Genomic DNA, 13,494 nt, shown 5'->3' with positions numbered 1-13,494 from the left:
AATCGTGCCTGCCTGAACTCTCCGGCTAAAGCTGTATCAGGTCCAGATCCCGGCCGATCTCGCGCTTGGCGATGTCGACCACGCTCGTCTCGTGCGTGAAGAGAATGGTCTGGAAGCGCTCCGCCGTCGATGCCAGCACCTTCAGGCCGGCGCTGACGCGCTCGTCGTCGAAGGTCTGGAAAATATCGTCGACAATCAGCGGCGCCGGCTCGTTGCGAACGGAATAATCCTCCAGGAATGCCAGTCGCAGAGCAAGATAGAGCTGGTCGGCCGTACCTTCGCTCAGCCCGTCAAGCGGCACCCGCTCGCCTCCCATCCGCTCGGCCAGCAGCTGGAGCGCATCATTTTCGTCATGGGCCTCGACGAGACGCATGAAGCGGCTTCCGGTCAGCTGAGAAAACAATTCGCCGGCGCGTCTGATGACGGGATCCGCCTGCTTCTCGCGATAGGATTCCATCGAGCCTGCCAGCATCCGGGCGGCAAGTTTCAGCACCACCCACTGCCTTGCGAGTTCCTTGGCTTCCTGTTCAGCCGAAAGCTTTTCGAACACCGCATATTCGGCACTGGCCCCGGTCTCAAGCGCTTGTTGCTGGCGCCGATTCTCCGCCAGACGCGCCGACAATTCACCGTGCATGGTGAACTGCCGCTGATCCTCTCCCGTCAAACGCTCGATTTCGAGATCGGCAGCCACTCGTTCGAAATCGTGAAGCTCCGTCCGAAGCTCGGCTTCCGCCTTGCCATCGGCCTGCTGACGGAACCTGTCACGGCTTTCGATAAGACGTTTATTCAGGCGCGTACGCTCACGCAAGCGCGACAACAGCACCGGCAGATCGGAGGGTTGAGGCAGATCCGCAACCAGGTGATCGAGATCGCTCTGGATTACAGTCAGCGCCTTCTCATGGCGTGCGAGCAAGCCCTCGGCGCGTTGGCGATCCTCCTCAAGGCCATCGCGCTTCTTCAGTTCGCTGCGCATGGCGTTGGCGCGACTATGAAGAGCCTCGGCTGCCGCGTCGGCAGGCAGATGGTCGAGTTCGTATCCGGCGCTGGCAGTCAGCGTTGCAAGCCGGCGTTCGAAATCGGCCATATCACGGCGCATGCCGGCGACACGACGCGAGCGATTGTCTCGCTCCGCCAAGGCATCGGGAAGCTCTTCCCAAGCCTTGAGAGCTACCGACGCCATTTCCAGCGTCGTATCCGCCGGCAGTCCGAGAGGAACCACGGCTTTATCGAAAGCGTCTCGCCAACCGGCCTGCTGGCGGTCGAGTGCTTGCCGCTGCTCGTCAAAACGGGCCAGCCGATCCCGTGCGGAGCTGATCTCACCTTCCCGCGTGCGGCTTTCGCTCCACCATTCGGCAGCCAGCCGCAGATGCTTGCGCAAACCATCGGCCATCGCCACAGGCGGTAGGCGACTGCTCTTATAACCGGTCGCTTCGGCAATATCCTGCAGGGTAGGCAGGACTCGCGCTTCGGCAAGGGCATTCTCGTCCCGCTCATCACGGAGATCGCGCAATGCCTTTCGCTGACGCGCCAGCGCCTCGACGCCGCGTCGCCATTCCAGCATGGTGGCGGGCTCGAGGACGGCGATGCCGCAGGGATCGAACAACGCGGCAAAGGATGTCTGGACATCGGCCAGAGCTGCTTCTTTCCCACGCAGTCGATCGGCGGTTTCTTCACGCTCCTTGTGCAAACGCGCCTGCCGCAAGCGATAATCGGCATGGCGTGCGACGCGATCGGCATCGTTCAAGGCCGTATCAGCCAAACGATCCGCTTCACGGATTGTGACTGTCAACGCGGCAACTGCCTTGGCATTGGCAACGCCGCCTCCGGCAATCATGTCCTGAATGGATGACCATCTGTTATCACGGTCCTCGCGTGCAGCAGCAATTTGCTCGCGGCTGACGACCGGACCTGAGCGCTCGGCATCGGCCAGAGCCTGTTCTATCTCGGCCAATTGATCGTCATGGCCGCGCAACCTCTCGGCAGTCTCCCGTGTTGCTGCGCGAGCCGTATCCAGCTCTTTCTGATGCTCGGCAATCTCCGCCAACTCAGGCAGGGAAGCCGCGAAAATGGCTGATATGTCATCGACCGGCGGTCGCAATCGCATCGCCGCTTCGTTCAGATCCGTCTCGGCGCGGCGTATCTGCATTTCCAGCCCGTCAAGCCGCGCCAGAGCAGCCAAGTCACCAGCCAGTGAATCCAGTTCATCAATAAAGGGCCTGGGGTCGATGAGACGCCCGGCAAGACTGTCTCTCTCCAACGCCGCCAGCTGCGTGCGCTCGCCTTCCGCCTGATCGGCAAGCGCGTGCAGCCGCTGCAAGAGCTGCCGTCCCTGCTCTACCAACTCGGACAGGCGCGCATGGTCGACATCGCTCGGCTGATGCCGTTCGAGTTCGGCCATATCGGCGATGCCAAGACGGCGTGCGAGCTGGGTCAAAGCGGCGTCATAACCTGCCAGCTCCTGATCGATGCGCGGGAGATCGCGCTGCTGGCTGCGATAATTACCGGTATCGGCAAAGAGCTGTGTGATGTCGCCCGAAAGCTGCAACAACGCCTCATCGATGTTCATGCGCGAGAGATCTTCCTCCGCACGGACAACGGTCTGGCGTATCCGCCGCAGTTCGTCCTCGGCGGCCTGCTTGTCGCGCAGCCGTTGCTCGAGCCTGTCGGCGAAACTGTCAGGTATCGCGGAAAGATCCGACAAGCCCTCGAGGGCCATGCTCTCCGCATCGATTTCGGCGAGCAAGGGCTGGAGGGTCTTCAGCTTGCTCAGCCGATCCAGAGTTTGGCGCGTGTTACGACGCTCGGTCTGCAAGTGCTCCAGCTCCACCTCAAGTTCGCTGGCCTCCGCAATCAGCTTCTTCCAATCGCCTGACTTGAGCTCGTGATCGCGCTCGGCCTTGCGGGCGTCGTCGTAGCGATCCAACGCCTGATAAAAACCGCGGTCCTTCGAGCGGCGGGCCGCATAAATGCCATCGGCTTCCGTTTCCAGCGATTGGCGCAATCGCGAGAGGCCTGTCAGTCCCGAGGCTGCGGAAAATAACAGGCTGCCGATCTCGCCACCGCTTCGCAGCATGGCGGCAGCGCCCTGGCGCAATCTTTGCGAATCCAGACCGAATGCACGTTCGAAAACATCGCGGCTCAAATTGCCGACGAATGGCGCGAGCGCGTCCTCGGCAAGCGGCGCTTCCTTGTCATCCGGTGCAAGCAGCGTGCTTTTGCGGCCGCGCCGGCGGCGAAAGGCAAGTGCTGCACCGTCGCGAGCGCTGATCGCCGCACCGATCCGCAGACTGCCGGGCTCATGCAGAAAGCTTTGCTCGGCGGCGGCCGGAAAACCAAACAGAAGATCCGAGATTGCACTCAAAGCAGAAGACTTGCCGGCTTCGTTCGGGCCGTAAATCACATGCAGTCTGGCTCCGGCACGAAAATCGAGCGAACGGTCGGTAAGCGCGCCATAGCGAAGAATGTCGAGGCGGTCGAAGCGCATGTCAGTCTGCCCCCTGCCCGCGCGTCATCAACAGCTGCCGTGCCTCCTCGATGAGTGTGTCTATGCCGTCGCCCAGTGGCTGCTCGTTTGCACCGAGGCCTCCCGGCAGGCGTACGGCAATTTCCTCGACGAGACGATTGGCTTCGGCGGCGATGTCGGCATCGCTTGCGTGCTCGGCCAGTAACTGTCGCAGATCGAGCGCGCCCTCGGCAACGGCAGGAGACGCGGCAGGCGGCTCCAGACGCAGCTCCAGCTTTTCGAGCCAGATGTCTTCATGCACACGATGACAGGCCGCTTCGACCTCATCGCGCCACTGCTGGCGATTGGCAAGAATAGCTCCGTGCAGCGGCGTGACCCCGGAGAGCCGAACACGCAACGCCGTCATCCGTCCTTCCATATCCTCCACCAATGCCTGCACGGCATGCTCGACGTGTCGCAAGATTGCCGTCTGATCCTGCTCCGGGCCGATGTTCAGATCCACTTGCGCAAATCGCGCTTCGTCGACGATCAGACGCTCGTGCGCAATGCGTCCGTCCTCGACAGTGACCAGCACCGCGCCCTTGGCACCCCGCTCGCGGATGTTGCGCCCCTGCAGATTGCCGGGGAATATCACCAGCGGATCGCTGGCAACCACTTCATAATCGTGCACATGGCCGAGCGCCCAATAATCATAGCCACGCGAACGCAGATCTTCGATGGAGCAAGGCGCATAAGGCGCATGCGGCTCGCGGCCCGTCAACGACGTATGCAGAATGCCGATGTTGAACCAGCCGGCGACCGGCGCGGGATAGGTCAGCGCCAGATTGTCGTTGGCCGACCGTTCGGCAAATCCCTGCCCATGCAACGCCACTTTGAGCCCGTCGAGCTTGACGCTGCCCGGCTTGCCGGTCGGAAATTCATGCACATTGTCTGGCAGCGTAATCGTCTTCGTGATGACACTTGCCGCATCGTGATTGCCGCGCAGCAGGAAGACCGGAATGCCTTCACGCTCGAGCCGCGCCATTTCGCGATTGAAGAACAGGCCGATCTTGTTGTCCTTCCAATCACCGTCATAAACATCGCCGGCAATCAGGAAAAAATCGACGCGCTTCTCGATGGCCAAGCCGACCAGCGTCGAAAAAGCCTTGCGGCTTGCTTCCACGAATATGGCGGCGATGGCAGCATCCTTCAGGGCCAGCCCCTGAAAGGGACTGCCCAGATGCAGGTCGGCGGCATGGATGAAACTGAAAGAGGGCATGGGCTCCGATCATCGCCAGATATCCTGCCCTCCCTTTTAAGGAAGCGAAGGCGCCATGAACACTGTGCCTGTTGCTTCATCCAATGGTTTCATGAGCATTTGAGCGGCCTCGTTCCCGGCTCACGCGATTGCGATCCGCCACCTGACCTTGCATGCTTGCCGCAAGTGCAGCCGGCTGCTACTTCCCAGGAGGCATTTTCGTTTCAAACAAAGTCACGGAAATGCTCTATCTCTCTGTTTTCAAGCAATTCCGCACGCAAAGCCGCTTCGCGCTCTTGCAGGAATTGCCCTAGCATTTCATCACCAAGGACGAGGAGACCTCTCATGAGACATCACGCTTTTGGGCGAACGCCCTTCATCGTTACGGACGTCGGTTTTGGTGCCTGGCAGATCGGCGGCGCGTGGGGCGATGTCAGCGAGGCCGATGGCCGCGCAGCACTCAATGCCGCCCTCGATGCCGGCATGACCTTCATCGATACGGCCGACGTCTATGGCGACGGCCGCTCGGAGAAGATCATCGCCGATGTGCTGAAAGCGCGTGGCGGCGACCGCCCGATGGTAGCAACCAAAGCCGGTCGACGCTTGGACCCGCATGTTGCCGATGGCTACAACAAGACCAATCTTGAAGCCTTCATCGATCGCAGCCTCAAGAACCTCGCCGTCGAAAGCCTCGACCTTGTGCAGCTTCACTGCCCTCCGACGGAGGTACTCTACCGACCCGAGGTATTCGCCGGTCTCGACGAATTGCAGAAGGCTGGAAAGATCAAGGGATACGGCGTCAGCGTGGCGACGGTCGAAGAGGCGCTGAAGTCGATCGAATATCCGGGCGTGCTGAGCATCCAGATCATCTACAATATCTTCCGTCAGCGGCCGGATCATCTGTTCTTCAAGGAAGCCCGGCGCAAGAACGTCGCCGTCATCGCCCGCGTGCCCCTCGCCTCGGGCCTGCTTTCGGGCAAGATTACCCGCGATACGCAATTTGCCAGCGATGACCACCGCAGCTTCAATCGCCATGGCGAAGCCTTCGATGTCGGCGAGACCTTTGCCGGCGTTCCTTTCGAAGTCGGCCTCGAGGCGGTGGAAGAAGTGCGCAAGCTTGTACCGGCAGGCGCCAGCATGGCGGCTTTTGCGCTGCGCTGGATCCTGATGAGCGATGCCGTCACCGTGGTCATCCCCGGTGCCCGCAATGCCGAACAGGCGAAAGCCAATGCGGCAGCCGCCGATCTTGCGCCTCTTTCGGCTGATGTCATGGCAGCGACGCGCGATATCTATGAGCGCCTGATCGCTCCGCACGTTCATCATCGCTGGTAACGGCGTTGTCATGCGCGTGGCCGGGCACGAATTTCCGGCCACGCGCATGGTTTTTCATCGACGCATGCGACCGAACCTGGCTTGCGAAAGAGCCCGATTGGGAGCAGATCTGGAGGAGGATATTCATGAAAGTAGCTCTGGTCACGGGCGCGTCACGCGGTCTTGGCGCGGTGATCGCAATGGAGCTTGCCAATGCGGGCTGGGCTGTCGCTATAAACTATGCGAGCGACACCCAGGGTGCCGAAAAGATTGCCGAGACCATTCGGCAGCGCGGCGGGCAAGCCTATGCCGCTCAATTCAGCGTCATCGATCAGGCGGAACTGGTTCGCGGTCTGGAGAAGATCAAGGCGGCGCTCGGGCCGATCGATCTGATCGTCAACAACGCCACAGGACCACAGCCTGAAATGCCGCTCATGGAGCAATCCTGGCGAAGCTATCTCGATCAGCTGGAATTCTTCGTCAAGGCGCCCTTGGAACTGCTTCAAGCCGTACTCCCCGACTGGCGCGCCCGAAAATCGGGACGCGTTGTCAACATCGGCTCGGAGGTCGCGGAACTGGGCAACCCCAATTTCGGCAACTATGCATCCGCCAAGGGTGCGATGCTCTCGATGACGCGATCCTGGGCACGAGAACTCGCACCGGAAGGAATCACGGTCAATCTCGTTGCGCCCGGCTGGATCCCGGTCGAGCGGCATGCCGAAGCGTCCCAGCAGGCAAAAGACGGCTACCTCGCGCATACGCCGATGGCTCATTTCGGCAAGCCGGAAGACATCGCCAATGCCGTCGTCTTTCTCGCCTCGAGCAAAGCGGATTTCATCACGGGCCAGAAGCTTGCGGTGAATGGCGGCCGGACACTGCTTTAAGGCGGCCTCATCGCAGCAAGGATTGACAGCTCGATCAGGTCATCCGGCATCGGGATCTCATCGTCCACTTCCGGGAGGCAAGATCATGACCGTTCCAATGCGCTACAGCCGCGCCACCGAAGAATTCGATGCCTTCTTGCGAGATGCGCAAATCCACATGGATACAGCCACCCGGCATCAGACGTATCAGGGTGTTTACGGAACGCTGATTGTCTTTCGTCGGCGCTTGATGGTCCAGCAAGTCATTGACTTTGCGGCCGTGCTGCCGGCTGTTCTCGGCGCAATCCTGGTTTCCGATTGGGACACTCGAGAGCCGCCGCGACCATTCGAAAGCCGTGAAGCGATGACCAGCGAGGTGTTGGCCGTGCGCCAGGATCACAATCTCGCACCGAGATCGGTGATTTCAGATGTCGCTGCAGCAATGCGAGGTCATGTCGATCCCATTGCGTTCGATCAATGTCTGCAACGATTGGGCCCGGATTCGATGGCGTTCTGGGGCGCGCCGGACTGAAAACGCTACACATCTCGATGGCCGCGGCATCGTCGTCGAATAGCCGGATCGGTCGTAACGAACGTCGCGATATGAAACGAAAAGGGCCCGCTTTCGCGGGCCCCGATGTCATCCACGCGCTGGGCTAAAGCCTCGTCGCGGGTGAAAACTCATTAGCTGTTGACCGCGTCCTTCAGGCCCTTGCCGGGCGTGAACTTCGGTACGTTGCGAGCAGCAATATCAACTTCAGCACCGGTGGACGGGTTACGGCCCTTGGTGGCTGCACGGTGAGAAACGGTGAAGCTGCCGAAACCTGCGAGGCGGATGTCGCCGCCCTTCTTCAGTTCAGCCTGGACGGTTTCGAAAACAGCGTCGACAGCGGAAGCAGCGTCAGCCTTCGTGATACCGGCCTTCTCGGCCACAGCGGACACGAGCTCATTCTTGTTCATGTTTCCACCCCTTTCTCTGGTATGAAACGACTTATCAGTAAGCGGGGTGCAAAGTAGGAATGCTCTTACCCGCCGCAACCCCAAAAACCCTGCAAACCAAGGAAAAGCAAGCGTTGCCATACGCTTTTCACAAAAAAAGACCGGCAATTTTGCCGGTCTTTTCGCCTTTTGGATCAATTCGACAGAATTGAGGCGGAGGGCCTCAATGAGCGATGGTCGCGCCGACATCGTCGACGCCTTCGACCGTCGCAATGACGGGCGTTTCGACGGTGCCGTCCCATTCGATCGGCTCAGGCCGGCGAACGAGCGCATGCTTGATCACCTCGCCCATGCGGGACACAGGGATGATCTCCATGCTGTTCTTCACGTTGTCCGGAATCTCCGCCAGATCCTTGGCGTTCTCTTCCGGTATCAGCACCTTCTTGATGCCGCCGCGCAATGCCGCAAGCAGCTTTTCTTTCAGGCCGCCGATCGGCAGCACACGGCCGCGCAGCGTGATTTCGCCGGTCATGGCGACATCCTTGGAAACCGGGATGCCGGTCATGATCGAGACGATAGCGGTTGCCATGGCGACACCAGCCGACGGACCATCCTTGGGCGTCGCACCTTCCGGCACGTGCACGTGGATGTCGCTCTTGTCGAAGCGCGGCGGCTCGATGCCGAAATCGACAGCGCGCGAGCGGACATAAGAGGCCGCCGCCGAGATCGATTCCTTCATGACTTCCTTCAGGTTGCCGGTGACCGTCATGCGGCCCTTGCCCGGCATCATCACGCCTTCGATCGTCAGCAGCTCGCCGCCAACCTCGGTCCAGGCCAGACCGGTGACAACACCGACCTGATCTTCGCGCTCAGCTTCACCATGACGGAAGCGCGGCACGCCGAGATAGTCGGAGATGTTCTCCGCCGTAACGGCAACCGACTTCGTCTTGCCCTTGATGATCTCGGTGACCGCCTTGCGGGCGAGCTTCATCAATTCGCGTTCGAAGTTACGAACACCGGCTTCGCGGGTGTACTGCTGGCTGATCGCCATCAGGGCGTCGTCGCTGACCGAGAATTCCTGCGGCTGCAACGCATGTTCCTTGATGGCCTTCGGCAGCAGGTGCCGCTTGGCGATCTCGCGCTTTTCGTCTTCGGTATAGCCGGCGATACGGATGACTTCCATGCGGTCCATCAGGGGCGCAGGGATGTTCAGCGTATTCGCCGTCGTGATGAACATCACGTCCGACAGGTCGTATTCGACTTCCAGGTAGTGGTCCATGAAGGTCGAGTTCTGCGCCGGATCCAGCACTTCAAGCAGGGCCGAAGACGGATCGCCGCGATAGTCCTGGCCGAGCTTGTCGATTTCGTCGAGCAAGAACAGCGGGTTGGACTTCTTCGCCTTCTTCATAGACTGGATGACCTTGCCGGGCATCGAGCCGATATAGGTGCGGCGGTGACCACGGATTTCAGCTTCGTCACGAACGCCGCCGAGAGCCATGCGGACATACTCACGTCCGGTCGCCTTGGCGATCGACTGGGCCAGCGAGGTCTTGCCGACGCCCGGAGGACCGACGAGGCACAGGATCGGGCCTTTGATCTTCGTGGCGCGTGCCTGGACGGCCAGATACTCGACGATGCGCTCCTTGACCTTCTCCAGACCAAAATGATCCGCTTCGAGGATCTTCTCGGCATTGTTCAGGTCAGCCTTGACCTTCGACTTCTTGTGCCAGGGGATGCCCAGCAGCCAGTCGAGATAGTTACGCACAACGGTCGCTTCGGCCGACATCGGGCTCATCTGCCGGAGCTTCTTCAGCTCGGCATCGGCCTTTTCCTTGGCTTCCTTCGACAGCTTGGTCTTGGAGATGCGCTCTTCCAGTTCGGCCATCTCGTCGCGGCCTTCCTCGCCGTCGCCAAGCTCCTTCTGGATCGCCTTCATCTGCTCATTCAGATAGTATTCGCGCTGCGTCTTCTCCATCTGGCGCTTGACGCGCGAGCGGATACGCTTTTCGACCTGCAGAACTGAAATCTCGCCTTCCATGAAGCCGAGCGCCTTTTCGAGGCGGGTCTTGACGCTGGTGGTTTCCAGCATCTCCTGCTTCTCGGTGATCTTGATCGACAGGTGCGAGGCGACGGTGTCGGCCAGCTTCGAATAATCATCGATCTGGCTGGCAGCGCCAACCACTTCCGGCGAAATCTTCTTGTTGAGCTTTACGTAGCTCTCGAATTCCGACACGACCGAACGGCTCAAGGCTTCCAGCTCGACCTGATCTTCCTCAGGCTCATGCAGGAGGTGACCGAGTGCTTCGTAGAAATCCTCGCGACCGGTGTATTCGTCGATCTCAGCGCGCGCACGGCCTTCGACAAGCACCTTCACGGTGCCGTCGGGCAGCTTCAGCAGCTGCAGGACATTGGCGACAGTGCCAACCTTATGAATGGCGTCCGGCGTGGGATCATCGTCGCTGGCATTGATCTGGGTGACCAGCATGATCTGCTTGTCCGACCCCATGACCTCTTCCAACGCACGAATGGATTTCTCCCGTCCGACGAACAGCGGCACGATCATGTGGGGGAAAACCACGATGTCGCGCAACGGCAGTACCGGATAGGCAATGCTCTCATGTGCCGCAGACGTTTTTTTAGTCATCATATTTCCTTTCCGTCGTCCCGTTCCCGGGCTCTTCACCGGCCTGGGGGAGGATTAGCCGGCTCTCTCACTTGGTTAACAAGTGGAGCTTCACATTGCCTATTTCAAGTCATGCAGGACGCGCTGTCGTCAGACAGATGCCCCGCCTATTCACGAGGAGGAACGCAACAACAAAACACCGAAGCCAGACTACTCAAACACGGTCGGCGAAGCGAAATCCGAAGATAAAACGCCGGGCTTGAGCCCTAGCCGCCGAATGCTCCAGAATCATGCCATCATGGCTGCAGCAGGATCGCTTCACAACCGGTTTTGGCGGCGTTCCCATGGGCTTATCCAAGACTTTATCAGCAAACCGCACGATTTTTCAAACAGAAAGGGGCCCGTCATCGACGAGCCCCTGATTCCTAACGACAAAACGGAGGGTTAAGCCGTTGCGTTGGCCTTTTCCTCTTGCCGGTCGGCATAGATGTAGAGCGGGCGAGCCGATCCACGGACGACCTCTTCGGAGATGACCACTTCGCGAACGCCTTCCAGCGCCGGCAGCTCGAACATCGTGTCGAGCAGGATCTTTTCCATGATCGAGCGCAGACCACGAGCACCCGTCTTGCGGACGATGGCCCGGCGAGCGATTTCACGTAGCGCATCCTCGTGGAAGGTCAGCTCGACGTCTTCCATTTCGAACAGGCGCTGGTACTGCTTCACAAGCGCGTTCTTCGGCTCGGACAGGATCTGGATCAGCGCATCGGCATCCAGGTCTTCCAGCGTTGCCAGAACCGGCAGACGGCCGATGAATTCCGGGATGAGACCGAACTTCACCAGATCTTCCGGCTCCAGTTCGCGCAGCACTTCGCCAACGCGGCGATCGTCTGGAGCCTTGACGGTGGCGCCGAAGCCGATCGAGGTCTTCTCGCCACGCGCCGAGATGATCTTGTCGAGGCCGGCGAATGCACCGCCGCAGATGAAGAGAATGTTGGTCGTATCCACCTGCAGGAATTCCTGCTGCGGATGCTTGCGGCCGCCTTGCGGGGGAACCGAAGCCACGGTGCCTTCCATGATCTTCAGCAACGCCTGCTGCACGCCCTCGCCCGACACATCACGGGTGATCGACGGATTGTCTGACTTGCGGGAAATCTTGTCGACTTCGTCGATGTAGACGATACCGCGCTGGGCGCGCTCGACGTTGTAGTCGGCAGCCTGGAGCAGCTTTAGAATGATGTTTTCGACGTCTTCGCCGACATAACCCGCTTCGGTCAGCGTCGTCGCATCGGCCATCGTGAACGGCACGTCGATGATGCGGGCGAGCGTCTGAGCGAGATAGGTCTTGCCGCAACCGGTCGGGCCGACGAGCATGATGTTCGACTTCGCCAATTCGACGTCGCCGTTCTTCGATGCGTGTGCAAGACGCTTGTAATGGTTGTGAACGGCGACGGAGAGGATCTTCTTCGCCTGCCGCTGGCCGATGACGTATTCGTCAAGAACCTTGATGATGTCCTGCGGAGTCGGAACACCATCACGCGACTTCACCATCGAGGATTTGTTTTCCTCGCGGATGATGTCCATGCAGAGTTCGACGCACTCGTCGCAGATGAATACGGTCGGTCCGGCAATCAACTTCCGGACTTCATGCTGGCTCTTACCGCAGAACGAACAATAAAGCGTGTTCTTCGAGTCGCCGCCGTTGCTGCCGTTGTCTCTGGGCATATCACTTTCCTTCCAGCACGCCGCAAATTCCCAAATGAAATCGCGGTCCACTCAATGCGCTCGCCGGATCTGCCCCTCGTTTTTGCAGATCGCGGCGCCCTTCAGGGTACTGAACGCAGGCCAGATAACTGGAACTGCGTGGCAACGATCCCCCTTCGAATGCCGAATGCCATGTCATAAAAACGCTACATAGCATGAATGCTTACTATTACCGCGTTCCATTCCACATTAAACCCCTATTCAATCACAAATGGGATAGAACTGTGGCGCGGAAAGCACCGCCTCGTGGATAATCACGAGGCGCTTTCGCCCTCTATTTCAGTACGCGACGTCAACACCTTGTCGATCAGACCCCATTCCTTGGCCTCGTCCGAGGACATGAAATGGTCACGATCAAGCGTCTGCTCGACTTCTTCGTAAGTCCGGCCGCAATGCTTGACATAGACTTCGTTGAGGCGACGCTTCATCTTGATGATGTCGCGTGCGTGACGCTCGATATCCGAAGCCTGGCCCTGGAAGCCGCCCGAAGGCTGGTGAACCATGATACGGGAATTCGGCGTTGCGAAACGCATGTCCTTGTCGCCGGCGGCGAGCAGCAGCGATCCCATCGATGCGGCCTGACCGATGCACAGCGTCGAAACGGCAGGCTTGATGAACTGCATCGTATCGTAGATCGCCATGCCGGCGGTGACCACGCCACCCGGCGAATTGATGTAAAGCGCAATTTCCTTCTTCGGGTTTTCTGCTTCGAGGAAGAGAAGCTGGGCGCACACCAACGTTGCCATGTGGTCTTCGACGGGCCCGGTGAGGAAGATGATACGTTCTTTCAGCAGGCGGGAATAGATGTCGTAAGACCGTTCACCACGGTTGGTCTGCTCAACAACCATCGGCACCAGAGCCATAGCTGTATCAACTGGATTTCTCATGTGCGTCCTTTACCAAGCTTGCCCCGGCGACGAAAACGCCGGGAATCGAATAAAAATTCTTTACCCCTACATAGAGTGTCCCTGCCCTGCACTTCAAGACGCACGAAAGCATAACCTCAAAAAGCAGTATTGCCTCACGAAGCGTTGACAAAGCATTTCTAAGCGTCGCTTTCGTGAAGCCAACAGTCACGCAGGTTTGCTCCGCGCAACTCACCGCTTTTCCCGGTCACAAGGTGAAGGAAGCGTGAAGACCCATCCCGGCACGACGCAGAGGTTGGGCGTAGCTAAAATTTACCACGTCATTTAAGGAACTGGCCACCTTATTGCGCAAGGATGCATCGACGCAGGAACTACGACGCCCACCCGGGCGATCCAGTCCTGCCAGAGGGGAATTCGTCGATCGTGTTGAA

General features: G+C 59.4%; 9 protein-coding genes. 3 read left to right on the top strand and 6 right to left on the bottom strand.

All coding sequences use genetic code 11. The annotated features are described in order from the left end of the window. Nucleotides 1-25: 25 nt before the first annotated feature. Nucleotides 26-3,484: a YhaN family protein gene (locus HGP17_RS02410; protein WP_168805617.1), complete on the bottom strand. Its 3,459-nt coding sequence runs from the start codon at nucleotides 3,482-3,484 to the stop codon at nucleotides 26-28. Between the two features lies 1 nt (nucleotide 3,485). Next, nucleotides 3,486-4,721: a DNA repair exonuclease gene (locus tag HGP17_RS02405; RefSeq protein WP_168805616.1), complete on the bottom strand. Its 1,236-nt coding sequence runs from the start codon at nucleotides 4,719-4,721 to the stop codon at nucleotides 3,486-3,488. A 324-nt stretch (nucleotides 4,722-5,045) separates the two neighbouring features. On the opposite strand from HGP17_RS02405, the gene HGP17_RS02400 reads away from it, so the two are divergent. The 3 genes from HGP17_RS02400 (at nucleotide 5,046) to HGP17_RS02390 (ending at nucleotide 7,406) form a co-directional block, all read left to right on the top strand. Next, nucleotides 5,046-6,032 carry an aldo/keto reductase gene (locus tag HGP17_RS02400; protein WP_168805614.1) on the top strand — a complete coding sequence of 329 codons (987 nt, stop codon included), beginning with the start codon at nucleotides 5,046-5,048 and terminating at the stop codon, nucleotides 6,030-6,032. Between the two features lie 125 nt (nucleotides 6,033-6,157). After that, nucleotides 6,158-6,895: an SDR family oxidoreductase gene (locus HGP17_RS02395; RefSeq protein ID WP_168805612.1), complete on the top strand. Its 738-nt coding sequence runs from the start codon at nucleotides 6,158-6,160 to the stop codon at nucleotides 6,893-6,895. 85 nt (nucleotides 6,896-6,980) lie between these two features. Beyond that, the gene (locus HGP17_RS02390) at nucleotides 6,981-7,406 is read left to right on the top strand and encodes a DUF2267 domain-containing protein (protein WP_168805610.1); all 426 of its coding nucleotides are present in this window, start codon (nucleotides 6,981-6,983) and stop codon (nucleotides 7,404-7,406) included. 152 nt (nucleotides 7,407-7,558) lie between these two features. Here HGP17_RS02390 and hupB read toward each other — a convergent pair whose 3' ends face one another. From hupB to clpP, 4 genes are all read right to left on the bottom strand, one after another. Next, nucleotides 7,559-7,834 carry a DNA-binding protein HupB gene (gene hupB, locus HGP17_RS02385; RefSeq protein WP_037153530.1) on the bottom strand — a complete coding sequence of 92 codons (276 nt, stop codon included), beginning with the start codon at nucleotides 7,832-7,834 and terminating at the stop codon, nucleotides 7,559-7,561. 202 nt (nucleotides 7,835-8,036) lie between these two features. After that, nucleotides 8,037-10,457 (bottom strand): endopeptidase La, encoded by a 2,421-nt coding sequence (gene lon, locus HGP17_RS02380; protein WP_168808046.1) that lies wholly within the window; start codon nucleotides 10,455-10,457, stop codon nucleotides 8,037-8,039. A 423-nt stretch (nucleotides 10,458-10,880) separates the two neighbouring features. Continuing rightward, nucleotides 10,881-12,158 (bottom strand): ATP-dependent Clp protease ATP-binding subunit ClpX, encoded by a 1,278-nt coding sequence (clpX, locus tag HGP17_RS02375; RefSeq protein ID WP_168805608.1) that lies wholly within the window; start codon nucleotides 12,156-12,158, stop codon nucleotides 10,881-10,883. A gap of 293 nt (nucleotides 12,159-12,451) precedes the next feature. Next, the gene (gene clpP / locus HGP17_RS02370; RefSeq protein ID WP_004122396.1) at nucleotides 12,452-13,084 is read right to left on the bottom strand and encodes an ATP-dependent Clp endopeptidase proteolytic subunit ClpP; all 633 of its coding nucleotides are present in this window, start codon (nucleotides 13,082-13,084) and stop codon (nucleotides 12,452-12,454) included. Between the last annotated feature and the right edge of the window lie 410 nt (nucleotides 13,085-13,494).

It is taken from the genome of Rhizobium sp. P38BS-XIX, assembly GCF_012641435.1.
In the GTDB taxonomy this organism is placed as follows: Bacteria; Pseudomonadota; Alphaproteobacteria; order Rhizobiales; family Rhizobiaceae; genus Rhizobium.
Note: the sequence above shows the minus strand (reverse complement) of the source record. Positions and strands in the feature narration are given on the sequence as shown.